We start from the raw sequence: 16,876 nt of genomic DNA on the forward strand, positions 1-16,876 counted from the left end.
AACCATTCCGTAATGAAGGATGGGTTCATTTAGAATGGGCGCACAATTCTGTGTGTTATGTTTCCAATACAGTTTTATGAAGGATTTATGACACGCCGATTGCATAAAAAAATCCGCCCGGAATACGGGCGGATTTCCTTATTACTTCCGGTTTTGCCAGATTATTATTTGGCGCTGTCCCACTGACGCAGGATGTCAGTCTTAACATTTGCCGGGACCGGCACATAATCCAGACGCAGCGCTGCCGCATCACCATTCTGCAGCGCGTAGCCGAAGAACTTGCGCACCGCCGCGCCATGTTCAGCCTTGGCCGTGGGCACGGGCACCAGCACATAGGTGGGGGACACGATCGGCCACGCACCCGCGCCATTGGTGTCCAGCAGGTCAACGGCGAAGTGGGACGCATCCTTCCAGTCCGCAGCTTCGGCAGCGCGGCTGAAGCTGTCCATGCCGGGGGCCACGTAAGCGCCGCTGTGGTTCTTCAGCTTCACGGTGGTCATGTGCGCGTTGGCGGCGAAGGCATATTCAACGTAGCCGATCGCGCCTTCGGTATTGCGCACGGAAGCGGCCACGCCGTCATTGCCACGCGCGCCGATGCCGCCGGGCCATGCGATGGAAGCGCCCGTGCCCTGACCTTCGCGCCATTCAGGCGACACATGGGCAAGATAGCCGGTGAACACTGCCGTCGTGCCCGAACCGTCGGCGCGATGCACCGTGGCGATGGCCGTATCGGGAAGTTTCACGCCGGGGTTCAGCGCCACGATCTTGGGGTCGTTCCACTGCTCGATCTCGCCACGGTAGATGGCGGCCAGCGTCGGGCCATCAAGCTGGATCTGGTTGGCATTGATGCCGGGCAGGTTGATGACCGGCACGATGCCGCCCATGACGGTGGGGAACTGGAACAGATGGGCGTTTTCCAGCTTCTGCGTTTCCATCGGCACGTCGGACGCGCCAAAATCAACTGTCCCGGCAAGGATCTGGTTCTGGCCCGCGCTGGACCCGACTGTCTGGTAATTCAGGTTAACGCCAGCAGCACTGCGACTGTCTGCCCCCCAGGCTCCGTAGATGGGTGCAGCAAAGCTGGAACCGGCACCTGTAATATCCGCAGCATGCGCCATGACCGGCAGGGCGGTTGCCAGCAGGGCACATGTTAGAATTCGAGCAGGAAAGTACATAATACTCATGTTCTCCGACATGAAGAAGACAGACATGTCTGGCTATCCAGCAGACACGCGAATTAATAAATAAGGGGATGTATAAATAAAAATGATATGTCCATGACAGTTTTATGAAGGAAATATGAACCCCTCCGTCATGGCAACAGTTGTCCGGTGCCGCGCATCCCATGGCCATAAAAAAGGGGGCACGCACGGCCTGTCGCCACATCGTACCCCCTTTCCACCTGTGCCCGGAAGGGATCAGGAGCGGCTGTACACGTCTTCCAGTCGCACGATGTCATCTTCCCCCAGATACGGGCCGGACTGGACCTCGATCAGGGTCAGGGGGATGCGACCGGGATTTTCCAGCCGGTGCACGGCGCCCAGCGGCAGGTACACGCTTTCATTTTCCCGCACGAGGATCGTTTCCTCGTTACGGACGACCTGCGCCGTGCCTTCAACCACCACCCAGTGTTCAGCGCGATGGAAATGCTTCTGCAGCGACAGTTTCTGTCCCGGTTCCACCACGATCCGCTTGACCTGGAACCGGCTGCCTTCAATCAGCGATTCATAGAACCCCCATGGCCGGTAGCAGCGCCTGTGGGCTGTTGCTTCCTTGCGGTGGGTCCGCTTGAGTTCGGCTACGATATTTTTCACATCCTGCGCGTGGTCACGATGCGTAACCAGAACCGCATCTTCATTCACGACCACCAGCAGGTCCTTGACCCCGGCAACGGCGGTAAGGATACCATCGGTCCGGACGTAGCTGTTGGTGGTGTTGTTCATCACCACATCACCGCTGACGACATTGCCGTTCCTGTCCTTGGGATTGAACTCCCACAGCGCATCCCAGCTACCGACATCGAACCAGCCGAAATCGGCAGGGATGACGGTCATGAGATCCGTACGTTCCGCCACCGCGTAATCGATCGAGATCTCGGGCGATGCGGCAAATGCCTCCGCATCCAGCCAGTCGAAATCGATATCCGTCCTGCGCCCGGCCATGGCCTGCCCCACGGCAGCGACAATGGCAGGTTCGAATTTCTCCATTTCCTGCAGCAGTGTGCGGGCGGTGAAGACGAACATGCCGGAATTCCACAGGAACCGGCCGGATTCAAACATGGCGGCCGCACGGGCCGCATCCGGTTTTTCGGTAAACTGTGCAACGGCGAACGCGCCGTCATATCCGGGCAGGCTGTCGCCCTTTTCAATATAGCCGTACCCCGTTTCCGCCTTGGTCGGCATCATCCCGAAGGTCACGATGCGCCCGGCACGCGCCACGCGCACGGCCAGATCAAGGGCGGGGCGGATATTTTCCGGCTTCATCATCGCCGCATCCGCCGCCATGACCCACAGGACCGCGTCGGGATCGGTCTCGGCCGCCAGAAGGGCGGCGGCGACGATGGCGGGGGCGGAATTGCGTCCCATGGGTTCGAGCAGGATACGCGCGCCGGTTACGCCAGCTTCACGCAACTGCTCGGCCATGATGAAGCGGTGTTCGTTATTGCAGACCACGATCGGCGCGGCAAAACCGGGGCCATGGCTGCGCAGCGCCGTTTCCTGCACCATGGTATGCTGCGAGACCAGCGGCCAGAACTGCTTGGGATAGGAACTGCGCGACACGGGCCAGAGCCGGCTGCCACTTCCGCCCGACAGGATAACCGGAACCACCGGCTCGGGCAGAGGCTGTTCCGCTAGTTGCGTAGTGGAGGAGGGCATTATTACTCCTGAAAAAGGATAGACCTGGGAACTATTTGCACAACCCATATTGCGCCGCGGCGATCACTGTACTTTCTGCATGGTCCTGCGCAGAACATCAAGCGAGGCGCGAAGCTGCATCATCTGTTCAAAATCCGCAATCTGCTGGTGACGGTCCGCAAACAGGATGGCATCGACATGAATGACCAGTTTGCGCAGTCGCCAGAACTGTTCAGCGTCCATAATCAGCGTGCGGGACATGTCTTCCAGCGCGCCGACCTGCACATATTTGGTATTGTGAATGGGGTCGTCGTGCAGTTCTTCGAGAAAGATTGGTACAAAACATAATTCAACGTTACACGGCGCGGGCACGAAGGGACGTGTTTCATGCCCGTCGTAAACCTTGACGCGGCTGATATCGAACTTGCGATATTCCTGCAGCAGCCACGCCTTCTGGGCCGGTGGGGCGATCCGGTCGAAATCCTGACGGGTCACGTCAAGAAAAACGCGGCGGTCCCTTATGATCGTCTGGTCATCATCGGCAAGCTGGCGGGCATAGGCCGCTTCTTCCTGCGAATGTTTTATCAGGATGTTATGACGGGCGAAGTTCACGTCGCTCTGGCTGGTCCAGTTCAGGTAGGCCGCAGCACCACCAACCAGCCCCAGCAGGACCGGCACTGCCGTACATGCCCACCAGTGCCGCCGGATGAACGCCACAATTCCCGTGGGCCGATCTGTCCATACCAGTTCCATAAACCGCTTCCCCCTGCCCGCGCCGCGCGCCAACAGGAATGCATCACGCGGCGAAGCGTTTCCCGCCCCACAGGGGACGCGCCGTTTTTTTCAGCTACGACACGTTAGCAGAACATCGCTTATCGTGTCATGCGTGGATCATTTCATGCCCATCCGGTGCCCTTTTGTGTGGGATAAGGCTGCATGCCCAAGCCTGCTTTCCTGCTATCCGCCCTGCTGATTCTGGCCTGCGCGCCATGCGCCCTGCCATGTGCCGCGATGGCGGCGGACGACATACGCCCCACACTTGAACGGGTGGTTCTGATCGCGCGCCATGGCATCCGCAGTCCGACCCGGTCGATTACGGACCTTGATGCCCGGACCCATCGGATCTGGCCCGCATGGCCGGTCCCTCCAGGTGAGATAAGCGCACATGGCAGGGACGACCTGAAACTGATGGCCACGGCACTGGGCCAGCATTACCGGCACGAAGGGCTGCTGCCCCGGCAGGGATGCACGCCCCTGATGATAAACGTATGGGCTGACAGCGCGGCGCACCGCACGATGGAAAGCGGCGCCATCATGGGCCATGCGATGGCACCCGACTGTCCCGTACCAGGTGCCAGCCTGCCCGCAGGCACACATGACCCGCTATTCAACAGCCTGCCAGATCCGGTTTCCCCCTCCCTTCAGGCCGCAATCATGACGGACCTCCGCATGGCTATTGCACATGACCGTGCCACGCGTCCCGCCGATGTGGCCCGGGCGTCAGACGTGCTTCAGGCCGTGATAAACCCCGACGGATGCGAAGCGGGCGGCCCCTGCTTCACCACCCCGGACGGTGCGACGTGGCAGAAGAACGCCCCCCGCCTGACAGGGGGTCTGCAGGACGCAGCCGAGATGGCGGAGGACATGCTGCTGGAATACGCGCAGGGCCTGCCTGTGTCCGCCATTGTATGGGGGCACGATACGCCACCCCGGATCATTGATGCCGTCATGCCTGCCCATAACCATGCCAGCCGCCTGTTACGCCGGATGCCGGTTTTCGCGTTTGCACGCGGGCACGGGCTTGCACGCATGATAACCAGCCTAGTCTCCACTCACGCCGCGATCCTGCCCGATGGCAGTCCGGTTGCCGCCGCTACACGGATGATCGTATTCGCCGGGCATGACACCACACTGGACATGCTGGCGGCCATTTTCGGACTGGACTGGTCTTTCCCCGACCTGCCGGACCCGACCGGCCCGGATACCACGCTGGGATTCGAAACATGGCGCATGCCCGATGGGACGCGGCGCGTGCGGGCCGTCATTTTTCATCAGGGGCTGGAAGCATTGCGTAAGGGACAGGCCATTACCGCCCAACCCGATACCCTGCCCTTGACTGCGTGCCATGCCGGACAGGACGGACGCTGTTCACTGGATGATTTCAGCCGGATTTTCAATGCCCGACTGGATGCCGCCCGTATCCGGTAAAACGCGCTGTTACGGCGTTCCTGCCGCGGCAATGACCGAAGAGGCGGGGCTGGCGGATGGCACGAGTCGGCAGAAGCGGAAACCTGCATCCTGCAGGCCCTGTTCCGCCAGTGCATGGGCAAGACGGGGCCGGGTAACGGTGGTGGCGATCCGTTCATCCCTTTCCATCAGGATGAAGCGCCGTGTCCCGCCATCAGCGGCGTTCAGTTCCATGACCGCCTGCCCGGTCGTGCCTGACCCGCCAAAGGCGTCAAGCACCAGCGCATGCGGATTGGGACATAAAGCACCAAGCAGATAACGCACCAGCGGTACGGGCTTGGGGTAATCAAAACGCACGCCCTGCCGCGCCAGATCGGCCGCCGCCTGCTGCACGGTTCCCATCCCTTCCAGCACGGTCAGGATATGGCTTGATGCCTCATTGCGGTCCTTTTCCATGAAAACCGCACCGCTGGGGGTCAGGTAGAAACGGGTTTTCAGGCCCCGCCGGTCCGTAATGTCACGAAAGCCACCGGCAATGAACGCCATGCACTGCCTGCGTGAACTCCATCCACTGCGCAGGACGACAGGTGCGACCAGACGGCTGTTGCGCACCACCATGGGGACATCAAAACGCGGCCAGAACCCTGCATGCCGGGGTGGAGAGATATCGCCATCATCAAAAGCGGCAGGAAAGCCCGCAGGCAGCACAAGTTCGGATACCGGATTGCGGGGGCCGTTCTTGATAATGGTATTGCGTATGACCGGCCGCCGCAGCTTGCTGCGCGCGCCCACCTGCGGAGCCAGCACCCGCCCCGGCACGAAACGCCGTGCGTCACGCGCGAACACCACTACATATTCGTGGTTGGTTTTGATACGGCTGTGATTGTCGATATTGCCCGCATTGATCCAGACAAAAGTGGCGAGGAAGTTTTCCGGGCCGAATACGTCCTCCATCAGCAGGCGCAGACGCGGATATTCGCGGTCATCGATGCAGCAGGCGATCACGCCATTTTCCGCCAGCAGGCCCTTGAGCGCGATCAGGCGCGGATAGATCAGGCACAGCCACCTGTCCTGACGCGACAGGGTGCGCGCAGCCGGACCAAGTGCTGCATCCAGCCAGCGCAGGGCCGGGGGCGCACTGGCGCTGTCATCATACAGCCAGTCCCGCCGCCCGGTATTATAGGGCGGGTCGATCAGAACCATATCCACCCGCCCGGCATGATCGGGCATCAACGTATGCGCGATCGCCAGATTATCGCCCTGAATGATCCGGTCGCGTCCCTTCCCGCATGACAGGGCGGGATCGTGCATCAGGGTGCCGGGGACCATCCGCTCCACATAGGCCGCGACCGCGTGCTTGCCCTCCCATTCCAGCGTGGCCACGTGCCCTCCATCCCTGCTGCATTGTGCCGGCTACTATCGCGCACCCTGTGACGGAAGGGGAGGCTTCTACGCAAAACCATAATAGCATATCGATTACGGGTGATAATTTATTAGCGGAAAACGCATAAAACCGGGCGCGACACAGCACCATACCAAAGCCTGATAATGGACGATTTCCGCTTTGCGGCCTTACGCCTATGATGGCGGCCATGACACCGCCCGACAGCCCAGACATCGCCCGCCGGATTATCGTGACGGGATGTGACCACGCCTATTTTGAACTGGTTACGGAACTGATCGCATCCGTGCGCGACCACACCGATACCCCGATGGGCGTGATCGATTGCGGCATGGACCGTGAACAGCTTGCGTGGCTGGAGGCGCGGGGCATACGGGTCATCACGCCCCACATCCCCGATTACGCCCCGGCGCAGGCCGTAAAACGCAGGCCCAGCCTTGCGATCAATATCAGCAAATTATGGCTGGACCGGACGCTGCCCGATTTCGATCTGATCCTGTGGATCGATGCCGATGCATGGGTGCAGGACGGACAGGCCATCGAACGGATGTTTGCTGCCGCACAGGGCGGTACGCTGGCGATCGTGCCCGAAATCGGGGCCAAGATCGCCAATCTTCTGGGTGTACGCTGGATCTGCCCCGGCTGGATGCAGATCCGCTCCTTCCTGTATAAAAATGCCAGCCGTGCGCGACTGCCCTTTGGCATACGCAAGCGTATCGGGGCCAAGCCGCTGCTCAATGCCGGTGTATTCTGCCTGCGCCGGGACGCCACGATCTGGCCGGTGTTACGCCGCTGGCAGGCCCTGATCCTGCCCCGACGCGGGATGGCCTTCACGCAGGACCAACTCTGTATTGCGCTGGCAGTGTATATTGACGGGCAGCCCGTCACGTTTCTGGACAACAGCCATAACTATATCGGCCCGTGGCTTCTGGACAGTACAACGGGCCAGTTGGCCAACCTGTTCTTTCCGCACGCACCGGTGGGCATAGTGCATATGGCATCCCAGACCGCCATGCGCACCGCACTGGAAAACACCATGCCCGTCCCGACCGTGACGGGTGGGGAAGTATCCCTCAACCTGCGCTATAGCGGCCTGCGCAGGCTGTCAGCCAGCCGGGGCGCTGCCTGAAGTCTTTGCCCTTTCCGCTCCATGCGCGGCCTGCACCCGTTCGGCAGCGGCGCGAAGCTGGTCGGCAAGGTTAAGCGCCAGTTCCGGCGGCAGGACGGTCACAACCCGCCTGTCCCCCTTTGGCATATGTTCGGGCGCCGTGGCCATGAACAGGTCCAGCACCACAACGGTATCCTGCGCCGCTTCCGCGCCGCAACTGACCGTAGGGTAGACAACCAGCCGTCCGGCGGCATCGCGTTCATCAGTCATAATGGAAATACCTTCTCAGCGGTCGGAACTATCGCGCGGTGGGGCTGCGTGTCTGCTCACGCCGCAGTTTCAGGTTCAGGTCCTGTATGGTCCTGCGTGCTGCGGCCAGTTCATCGCGCACGCGGGCCAGTTCTGCCTTCAGCGCCACGATTTCCGCGCGCAGGGCGGGTGGATGATCAGCCATTGGAAAACCCTTTCCTCAACATCATGACGTCTGGGTGGCAGATGCAAAGCGTGAACGCACCTGTTCAAACAGGGTTCGCGCCGCCATGTCCTTCGTATCGGTATGGTCGATATGATGACGCATGCGGGCCGCGATTTCATCGGCGTGCAGCACCTTGGCATCCACCAGCATCTGCATAAGGTCCATGACCACGATCTGCTGTGCCGCAATCATCTTGACCACGGGCATCACCTTGGCCTGTGCTGCATCACCCGCTGCCTGCGCCAGGGCCTTGCGCAACTGGTCCGGGACTGCCTGATCGTTCATGGCTGTGCTACTCCGCTCTTGTCATCATGGGACAGGCATGGTGATAGCAAACAGCCTGCACAGCAATGCGGCCCATGCAGGACGGCCCAACACTGCACGCCGCCCCATTCGTCAATCAGGACCGTAAACCGCCATGTCGACCCTCACCATCCCCGATGATGAATTACATGTGACCTACATCCTGGCATCCGGTCCCGGCGGGCAGAACGTCAACAAGGTCGCAACTGCGGCCCAGCTCCGTTTCGATGCCCGCAACTCCCCTTCCCTGTCCGCACGTATCAAGCAGCGCCTGATACAGGTGGCGGGCAGCCGGATGACAGGGGATGGCGTGATCGTGCTGACCGCCCGACGCTTTCGCAGCCAGATCCGCAACCGGGAAGACGCGGTGGCGCGACTGCACGAAATGATCGGACAGGCCAGTCAGGTACAGGCGTACCGCGTGCCCACGCGCCCGTCGCGCAGCCAGCGGCGCAAGCGGCTGGACAGCAAACAGCATCGCAGCCGCATCAAGCAGGGGCGCAGCACGCCCCACGCTGACTGATACCTGCCGCGTCCCGGCGTATCAGGCCGCTTCGCGCTTCTGCCGGGACATGATGCGCCGCAGCAGGGGCACGAATTCCGACAGGTGACCGATACGGTACAGCCCCGGCCATTCCGGCGCGGGCTTGTCCAGATCACGCAGCAGCACGCAGGCCATACCGGCCAGACGGGCGGCTTCGACACCGGCATTGGAATCTTCCAGCACGATGCAGTTGCCCGCCGGGATATTGTCCTGTTCGGCCGCATACAGATACAGGTCGGGCCGGGGCTTGGGCATGTTCAGGTCGCGCCCGGAATGAATGCGCTCTTCATCGAGCATCTGGTCAAGACCCGTGCTGCTGAACTTGGCCTCCATCTCCGCCATGGACGAATTGGAACCGATACGCACCGGCAGGCCGAGCGACAGTGTCGCCTTGAGCATATCTTCCGCGCCATCAACGGTCTGGGCGTCGGTCTTCATCATGGACACGATGAGGTTCTGCACATGCATGTCCCAGTCATCGGGCAGCGTCGCACCGCTTTCCTGTGCGATACGGTCGCGAATCTTGGCCAGTTCGCCACCGGTAAACATTTTATTGGCCTGCTCGTCCGTAATGTTCCAGCCATATTTCCGGGCTTCCCGGGCCATGATGCAGGTGGACAGATATTCCCCGTCGACCAGAACCCCGTCACAATCGAAAATAACCATGCGCAATTCCCCATCGGGGCGCACGGCCGCAGGCAGTTGATTATCGGATTTGCTATGTAAATTCAAAGTTCAGACCCTACCTTTCATGCACTTCTTGTACGCCGGAAAACAAATCATATTGCGACAGAAGCCATGCATTATAGATATGGTACGATTTTCTGGATTGGAAGGATAAAATTTACATTTTTTCGTAATATATTAAATATCAGAAGATATTTATTATTTATTTCATTTAGATGTTTATTTATCGTTTACATAAACAAATCCAAAGTAATTTTATGTTTATGTTTTGTTAATTGTTCTGAATTTACTTAAATACTATTACGGCCCGCCATGTATATAACATGGTCGGGCCGTAATGTACGCCATGCCGGACCGATCGGACCCGGATGCGGTTTCCTACCCCTTGCGGGTGGGCGTCTGCCCTCTTGCCGCAACGGGCGTGGGGGTATGTTCGGTCCACCCGCCGCCCAGCGCCCGATAGAGGGTTACAAGGTTCTGGTAGCGTGAAACCGCGATGGAGATCTGCCATTGCTGCGCCTGCAGCATCGAGCGCTGCGACACCAGCGAGGTCAGGTAGGAATCCGTCCCCGCCCTGTACCGCAGCATGGCCAGCCTGTACGCATCCGATGTCGTGGTCACGTATGTGTCCATCCGACCGGTTTCGTCACGATAGGTATCGCGCGCCGCCAGCGCATCCGCCACCTCGCGGAAAGCGGACTGCACCGTCTTTTCATACGCCGCCGCCTTGGAAGCGCGCATCGCGCGTGACGCCTTGAGGTTACCGCTGTTCTGTCCCCAGTTCAGCAGGGGAACCTGCAACTGTGGCGATACACCCCATGTCGTCGCGGCCGATGTGAACAGTTTGTGCGGCTGAAGGCTGCTGATCCCGTCCGACGCAGTCAGCGTGATGCGCGGATAGAACGCAGCCTTGGCGGCACCGATATCGGCATTGGCGGCCAGCAGGTCATGCTCGGCCGCCCGGATGTCGGGCCGATGTTCCAGCACGTCCGCAGGCAGTCCGGGGGGCAGGTCCTTCATGATGGTCTGCTGCCCCAGCGGCTGGGCGGGAGGCAGGTTATCGGGGATCGGTTGACCGATCAGCAGCGTCAGCAGGTTTTCGTCCTGCGCCACGCGCCTGAGCGACTCATCGCGGAACGCCCCGCTCTGCGCCACCTGCGTTTCCGTCTGCCGCACGGTCATCTCATCCGTTTCGCCATGGGCGAAGCGGGCCTTGACCATATCCAGCGTTTCCTGCTGGGAAGCCAGGGTATCATTGGACAGGCGCAGCGATGCCTGATCCCCCAGCCATGAGATATAGGCCGTCGCCACCTGCGAGATGATGCTGATCAGCATGGCCCGCGCGTTTTCACGCTGCATGAGCGCATGTTCCGCCGCTTCACGCGACATGCTGCGGATACGCCCGAACAGATCGATTTCGTAGGACGAGACGCCGATGCCCATCTGGTAATATTTGAATGTTGGCGGATTGCCGGTGTCCAGACCCGGCGCGAAGCTCAGACCGGCCGCACCGGACGGCCCCTGGAATATGGCCTCGCCACCGCCGCCGATGGCCGGAAACAGTCCGGCATGCTGGATATCGAACTGCCCCTGCGCGCGCCGGATGTCAGCCGCCGCCTGCCGCAGGTCCCGGTTTTCACGAATGGCGATGGCGATCAGCGCCTTAAGCCGCGGGTCGGTAAAGAAATCCGCCCAGCCAAGATCCGCCGCCAACTGGTTTTCCAGCACGGGCTGACCGGTATTGGCATAGGCAGGCCACGCCTTGGCCATGGGTGGCGCCGGGCGCTTGTACTGCGGGATCATGGTGCATCCGGCCAGCAGGACAGCCGCGATGCCTGCCGCCCCCGCGCGCTTAAGGGTGGGGAATACGGTCATCTGCTTACTCCTCCACCGTGCGTTCGGACATGCGCCGCACCCGGCACACACGCAGCACGACCACAAAAAACAGCGGCACGAAATATACGGCCAGCAGCGTGGCCGTAACCATGCCGCCCACCACCGCCGTGCCGATCGCAACACGCGCGGCGGAGCCTGCGCCACTGGCGATGGCCAGCGGGAACACACCCACCACGAAGGCGATGGACGTCATCAGGATCGGACGCAGCCGCTCCCGCCCGGCTTCCAGCACGGATTCTTCCAGCGTCGCGCCGTTCTCGAAAAACGCCTTGGCGAATTCCACGATCAGGATCGCGTTCTTCACTGCCAGCCCTACCGTGGTCAGCAGCCCGACCTGGAAATAGACGTCATTGGCCATACCACGCAGCAGGGTCGCCACGATCGCGCCCAGCACGCCCAGCGGGATGACAAGCAGCACGGCAAAGGGAATGGCCCAGCTTTCATACAGCGCGGCCAGACAGAACAGGATCACGACAAGGGCCAGCGCGTAAAGCGGACCGGTGGAAGCGCCCGACGCCATCTGTTCATAGGACAGGCCCGTCCATTCATAGCCGACACCCGGCGGCAGCTTGGCAAGGATTTCCTTGATGGCTGCAATGGAATCGCCCGAACTGTAACCCGCCGCGGGCTGGCCGAGGATTTCAAAGGCGTTGAGGCCGTTATAATCCTCCACCTTCTGCGGCCCGACGATCCACTCGCCGGATATGAAAGCGTTGAACGGCACCATCCCGCCGGTGATGTTGCGGATATACCATTTGTTCAGGTCATCGGGGATCATGCGTGAATCAGGCGTGCCCTGAATATAGACCTGCTTCACACGGTCATCGCGCAGGAACTGGTTGACGTAGATGGAACCCAGCGCCCCCTCGATCGTGGTGTTGATGTCCGCGATGGTAATACCCAGCGCGTTGGCTTTTTCACGGTCGATATTCAGATGGAACTGGGGCGCGTCCTCCATGCCGTTGGGACGCACGGCGGTCAGGCGATGGTCCTTTGCGGCCATGCCCAGCACCATGTTACGCGCTTCAAGCATTTTGGCATGACCCAGATGCCCGCGATCTTCCAGTTCAAGGTCGAAACCGGTGGCGTTGCCCAGTTCCAGCACGGCGGGCGGGTTGATGGCGAATATCTGCGCCACCGGGTCCATCCAGAAATGCATCATGATGCGCATGGCGATCGCCGCCGATGTCTGGGATGCGGCGGGCCGGTCATCCCAGTCCTTCAGGCGGATGAAGAAGGCGCCGGCACTCTGCCCCTGCCCCGCGAAGTTGAACCCGTTCATGGCGTAAACGGATTCAACATTCTTGCCCTCGGTCTTGAGGATGTAGTCGGTCACCTTGCGGTTGACGGCCGCCGTCTGTTCCATGGGCGTGCCAGCAGGCATGGTCACCTGACCGAAGATCAGGCCCTGATCCTCATCGGGCAGGAAGCCACCGGGCAGGCGCATGAACAGCCAGCCCACACCTGCGGTAATCAGCACGAACACCAGCATGGACAGCCCGGCATGCCCCAGCACGCGGGTCACACCCTTCTGGTAACCATTGGTCAGGCGCGTGAAATGGCGGTTGAACCAGCCTGCGGCCCCCGTGGTCTTTTCATGGGTGCCGGGCTTGAGCATGGTGGCGCACAGGGCGGGCGTCATGACCATGGCCACCAGAACCGACAGCCACATGGCCGCGACGATGGTGATGGAAAACTGCCGGTAGATCACCCCTGTCGAACCACCAAAGGCCGCCATGGGCAGGAACACCGCCGTCAGCACCAGCACGATGCCGACCAGCGCGCCCGAGATTTCATCCATTGACTGACGGGCGGCGTCGCGTGGGGACAGCTTCTTTTCCGTCATCACACGCTCGACATTTTCCACCACCACGATGGCGTCATCCACCAGCAGGCCAACCGCCAGCACCATGGCCAGCATGGTCAGCGTATTGATGGAGAAACCAAGGGCGGCAAGAATGCCGAACGTGCCCAGCAGCACCACCGGCACGGCGATGGTCGGAATAAGGGTGGCGCGGAAGTTCTGCAGGAAGACCAGCATCACAAGGAACACAAGGGCGATCGCCTCGATCAGCGTGATGATGACTTCCTTGATCGACAGAACGATGAAGGGCGCCGTATCCAGCGGATAGACGGTTTTCAGCCCCGGCGGGAAGAACTGTTCCAGTTCATGGATCTGGGCGCGCACCGCATTTTCCGTCTGAAGCTGGTTCGCACCGGGGGCCAGTTTCAGCGCCATGCCCGAAGCGGGCATGTTGTTGTAGAAGGAATCGGTATTGTAGGTCTGCGGTCCCAGTTCCACGCGGGCGACATCACGAATGCGCACCTGCGAGCCGTCGGGCTGGACTTTCAGCAGGATCTTCTCGAATTCACCGGGTTCATGCAGGCGCGTCGGCCCGATGATGGTGGCGTCAAGCCGCGCACCGGAAGATGCGGGCAGGCCACCAAGCTCACCTGATGAAACCTGAATGTTCTGTGTCTGGATCGCGGTCTGCACGTCAGCCACGGTCAGGTTGTATTTGTACAGCTTGGACGGATCGAGCCAGATCCGCATCGCGTATTCCGCGCCGAACAGCGTATGGTCACCCACGCCGGTCACGCGGCTGAGCGGATCGGAAATGTTCGAGGCCACATAATCGGCGATATCCGCGCCGCTCATGCTGTTATCGGTCGAGATGAAGGCAAGAACCATCATGAAGTTCTTGACGGCCTTCGTGATGCTCAGGCCCTGCGCCGTCACTTCCGTCGGCAGCTTGGGCTGCGCAAGCTGAAGCTTGTTCTGCACCTGCACCTGCGCAATGTCGGGGTTGGTCCCCTGCGCGAAGGTCAGGTCGATTTCCATCTGTCCGGATGCGTAGGACTGCGCGGAAATGTATTCCAGATGATCCAGCCCGAACATCTGCTGCAGGATCGGGCGCACCACCGTATCGTTCACCGTATCCGCGGACGCACCGGGATAGGTAACGGTGATGGCGATCTGTGGTGGCGCGATGGCGGGATACTGCGCGATGGGCAGGCGCAGGATGGACACCCCACCCACCAGCATGATGATCAGACCGATCACCCATGCGAAAACGGGCCGGTCGATAAAAAAGCGCGACAGAGACATGGGGGATTATCCTGCCTTGGCCTGCGGGGACACATCGATGGGTGTCACCGTGTCGCCGGGATGGATCTTGAGCACACCTTCGACGACAACGCGTTCGCCATTCCTGATCCCGTCGGTCACAAGCCAGTTCGTGCCAATGGCCTGCTGTGCCGTCACCGACCGGATACTGACCTTGTTGTCGGCATCGACCACCCAGACCTGCGGATCACCGTGTGAATTGCGCTGCACGGCTTCCTGCGGCACCAGCAGGGCTGCGGGGTCCACGCCTTCGGCAAGCTGGGCGTGGACATACATGCCCGGCAGCAGCAGCCGTTCCGGGTTCGGCATGACCGCACGCACGACAACCGTGGCCGTGGCTTCATCCACGTTTACTTCCGAAAACTCCATGCGACCGGCATGTTCGTACGTTGTGCCATCTTCCAGCGCGATGGTGATGCTGGCGGCATTGTCGCCCGCCCGTGTCAGCCTGCCCTGCGCCAGTTCCCGACGGAAGCGCAGCAGTTCGGTCGCGGGCAGGTTCACGTCCACATAGATCGGGTCAAGCCGGGTCACGATCGCCACATTGTTCGTCTGATTCGTCGTGACCAGCGCGCCGACCGTCAGGATCGAACGGCCAATACGGCCGCTGATGGGCGCATTCATGTGGGTATAGCCCAGATCGACATTGGCGCGCTCAAGCTGGCCCTTGGCCGTCTCGACATCGCCCTGGGCCTCACGTTCGGCGGCAAGGGCGTCGTCATATTCCTGCTGGCTGACGGCATGGGCCTTCAGCAGCGGGCCATAACGGTTCAGCTTGGCGCGTGCCGTCATCTCACCGCCCTGCGCGTGGAGCAACTGGCCCTGCGCCGCGTCCACCGCGGCCTGATAAATGCGGGGGTCGATCTGATAAAGCTGCTGCCCGGCCTCGACATCCGTGCCTTCGACAAACAGGCGCTTCATGATGACACCGCTGACCTGCGGACGGACCTGCGCGATTTCGAACGCTTCGGTACGACCGGGCAGTTGGGTATGAATTTCCACCGGCTGGGTCTTGAGTGTTACAACCTTGACCGGCTGTGGGGGCATTTTGGGGGGCGCAGCGTGCCGCTGACAGGCCGCAAGGCCGAGAATCAGAGCCGCCGGGGCTACGACACGGGAATATTGCATCATGGTCACCAACCGGCTTGCATGCCGTTATATAAAATGTTTCTGAATCACAGCCGTGCTCACTGCTGCACATGGCCGCCATAAGAAAGCCAAATAACGAAACTATTTGGTTTTCAATGAATGGAAAACTATATCGTCTCCATAAGGCGGTCAAGCAGCGCATCCATCCAAAAGCGGTCGGAGCATATTACGAATGAGCAAGAACGGGCACGAAGCGCGGTTATCCGCCCCGCACAATTGCGACGGCCGACGGCGCGGCCCCGGTCGACCACCTGAAATGGAAGAATGCGAACGCCGGGAACGGATTCTGGATGCTGCCTGCATGGCCCTGCAGCAATGTGGCTATCACGCCGCATCCATGGACAGGGTGGCCCAGCTTTCGGGCATGTCGAAGCGGACATTGTACCAGATGTTCGAATCCAAGCAGGATCTGTTTCATACTCTGGTCAGCAGCAGGCTGTTCAATGTCACCCCTGACAAGTGTCACCACATGGATGACCCGGCACAGGAACTGACGGAGCTGCTCCTGAACCTGGGCAGCGTCATCCTGCGCCCCGACCGTATAAGCCTGATCCGGGCGCTGATTACGGAATCACAGGAATCAGAGGACATCCGTCGCATCCTGACCACCCTGCGCGCGGGGGGAAAGGACAACATCCTGACCACATGGCTGGATCGCTATGTCCATCACAAGCAGTACGTGGTGAACGACATATCCATGTACAGCAATATGCTGTTTGGCATGACCATTGGCGATCTCATGCTCCAGAGCCTTGCCTGCGCATCCGAAACCTTGTGGGTCGAACAGAACATGCGACCACGCTTCCAGCGTGCGGTACGCATTTTTCTGGCGGGCTTCGCGCAGGGATGCAACTGCCCCTGTGTCCCTGCCTGAACCCGGTATTCGTTTCGATCAGATTAGGCCTGTTATCCGGAGGCACCCTGTGATCCAACAGGACGTTCCTGCCTCCGGCTCCGAAGAGGAGTTTCCTGCTGCACATTATGAACAACAAAAAAGCCACCCTTGAGGGTGGCTTTTCTTCTGTCTTTTCAGACGTTTAATTTTGGTTGCGGGGGCAGGATTTGAACCTGCGGCCTTCAGGTTATGAGCCTGACGAGCTACCGGGCTGCTCCACCCCGCGGTTGTTTGGGGAGACTGGAAGA

15 protein-coding genes and 1 tRNA gene are annotated in these 16,876 nt (G+C 60.5%); 4 read left to right on the plus strand and 12 right to left on the minus strand.

Annotated elements, in window-relative coordinates:
* Positions 1-164: 164 nt before the first annotated feature.
* The 3 genes from pstS to CFR79_RS14105 all read right to left on the minus strand — a co-directional run bounded on the left by pstS (position 165) and on the right by CFR79_RS14105 (position 3,608).
* Positions 165-1,175 carry a phosphate ABC transporter substrate-binding protein PstS gene (pstS, locus tag CFR79_RS14095; RefSeq protein ID WP_165927348.1) on the minus strand — a complete coding sequence of 337 codons (1,011 nt, stop codon included), beginning with the start codon at positions 1,173-1,175 and terminating at the stop codon, positions 165-167.
* A gap of 243 nt (positions 1,176-1,418) precedes the next feature.
* Positions 1,419-2,876 (minus strand): mannose-1-phosphate guanylyltransferase/mannose-6-phosphate isomerase, encoded by a 1,458-nt coding sequence (locus tag CFR79_RS14100; RefSeq protein WP_110548314.1) that lies wholly within the window; start codon positions 2,874-2,876, stop codon positions 1,419-1,421.
* Between the two features lie 63 nt (positions 2,877-2,939).
* Positions 2,940-3,608 carry a hypothetical protein gene (locus tag CFR79_RS14105; protein WP_102324763.1) on the minus strand — a complete coding sequence of 223 codons (669 nt, stop codon included), beginning with the start codon at positions 3,606-3,608 and terminating at the stop codon, positions 2,940-2,942.
* A 183-nt stretch (positions 3,609-3,791) separates the two neighbouring features.
* Here CFR79_RS14105 and CFR79_RS14110 point away from each other — a divergent pair, with 183 nt between their 5' ends.
* A complete protein-coding gene (locus tag CFR79_RS14110) occupies positions 3,792-5,063 on the plus strand; it encodes a histidine-type phosphatase (RefSeq protein ID WP_110548315.1) in 1,272 nt (423 codons plus the stop codon).
* Between the two features lie 9 nt (positions 5,064-5,072).
* On the opposite strand, the gene CFR79_RS14115 is transcribed toward CFR79_RS14110, so the two are convergent.
* Positions 5,073-6,425 (minus strand): site-specific DNA-methyltransferase, encoded by a 1,353-nt coding sequence (locus CFR79_RS14115; RefSeq protein ID WP_110548316.1) that lies wholly within the window; start codon positions 6,423-6,425, stop codon positions 5,073-5,075.
* 197 nt (positions 6,426-6,622) lie between these two features.
* Between CFR79_RS14115 and CFR79_RS14120 the strand changes: the two genes are divergently transcribed.
* Entirely contained in the window at positions 6,623-7,573 is a 951-nt protein-coding gene (locus CFR79_RS14120) for a glycosyltransferase family protein (protein ID WP_110548317.1), read from the plus strand.
* On the opposite strand, the gene CFR79_RS14125 is transcribed toward CFR79_RS14120, so the two are convergent.
* From CFR79_RS14125 to CFR79_RS14130, 3 genes are read right to left on the minus strand one after another with little or no spacing between them, the layout of a single operon-like run.
* Positions 7,550-7,822, minus strand: coding sequence for a hypothetical protein (locus tag CFR79_RS14125; RefSeq protein WP_110548318.1), 273 nt, complete (start codon positions 7,820-7,822; stop codon positions 7,550-7,552). The genes CFR79_RS14120 and CFR79_RS14125 overlap by 24 nt on opposite strands.
* A gap of 28 nt (positions 7,823-7,850) precedes the next feature.
* Entirely contained in the window at positions 7,851-8,006 is a 156-nt protein-coding gene (locus tag CFR79_RS15970) for a hypothetical protein (RefSeq protein ID WP_162900393.1), read from the minus strand.
* 21 nt (positions 8,007-8,027) lie between these two features.
* Entirely contained in the window at positions 8,028-8,312 is a 285-nt protein-coding gene (locus CFR79_RS14130) for a hypothetical protein (RefSeq protein WP_102324768.1), read from the minus strand.
* A 133-nt stretch (positions 8,313-8,445) separates the two neighbouring features.
* On the opposite strand from CFR79_RS14130, the gene arfB reads away from it, so the two are divergent.
* Positions 8,446-8,853, plus strand: a complete 408-nt coding sequence (arfB, locus tag CFR79_RS14135; RefSeq protein ID WP_110548319.1) for an alternative ribosome rescue aminoacyl-tRNA hydrolase ArfB — start codon at positions 8,446-8,448, stop codon at positions 8,851-8,853.
* A gap of 21 nt (positions 8,854-8,874) precedes the next feature.
* Here arfB and CFR79_RS14140 read toward each other — a convergent pair whose 3' ends face one another.
* The 4 genes from CFR79_RS14140 to CFR79_RS14155 all read right to left on the minus strand — a co-directional run bounded on the left by CFR79_RS14140 (position 8,875) and on the right by CFR79_RS14155 (position 15,715).
* Positions 8,875-9,540 (minus strand): HAD family hydrolase, encoded by a 666-nt coding sequence (locus CFR79_RS14140; protein WP_102324865.1) that lies wholly within the window; start codon positions 9,538-9,540, stop codon positions 8,875-8,877.
* 399 nt (positions 9,541-9,939) lie between these two features.
* A complete protein-coding gene (locus CFR79_RS14145; RefSeq protein ID WP_102324770.1) occupies positions 9,940-11,436 on the minus strand; it encodes an efflux transporter outer membrane subunit in 1,497 nt (498 codons plus the stop codon).
* Between the two features lie 4 nt (positions 11,437-11,440).
* Entirely contained in the window at positions 11,441-14,566 is a 3,126-nt protein-coding gene (locus CFR79_RS14150) for an efflux RND transporter permease subunit (RefSeq protein ID WP_110548320.1), read from the minus strand.
* A 6-nt stretch (positions 14,567-14,572) separates the two neighbouring features.
* Positions 14,573-15,715 (minus strand): efflux RND transporter periplasmic adaptor subunit, encoded by a 1,143-nt coding sequence (locus CFR79_RS14155; RefSeq protein WP_102324772.1) that lies wholly within the window; start codon positions 15,713-15,715, stop codon positions 14,573-14,575.
* 190 nt (positions 15,716-15,905) lie between these two features.
* Between CFR79_RS14155 and CFR79_RS14160 the strand changes: the two genes are divergently transcribed.
* On the plus strand, positions 15,906-16,607 hold the full coding sequence (locus CFR79_RS14160; RefSeq protein WP_254057954.1) for a TetR/AcrR family transcriptional regulator: 702 nt from the start codon (positions 15,906-15,908) through the stop codon (positions 16,605-16,607).
* Between the two features lie 170 nt (positions 16,608-16,777).
* Here CFR79_RS14160 and CFR79_RS14165 read toward each other — a convergent pair.
* Positions 16,778-16,854 (minus strand) — tRNA-Met (locus CFR79_RS14165).
* Between the last annotated feature and the right edge of the window lie 22 nt (positions 16,855-16,876).

It is taken from the genome of Komagataeibacter saccharivorans (genome assembly GCF_003207825.1).
Lineage (GTDB): Bacteria > Pseudomonadota > Alphaproteobacteria > Acetobacterales > Acetobacteraceae > Komagataeibacter > Komagataeibacter saccharivorans.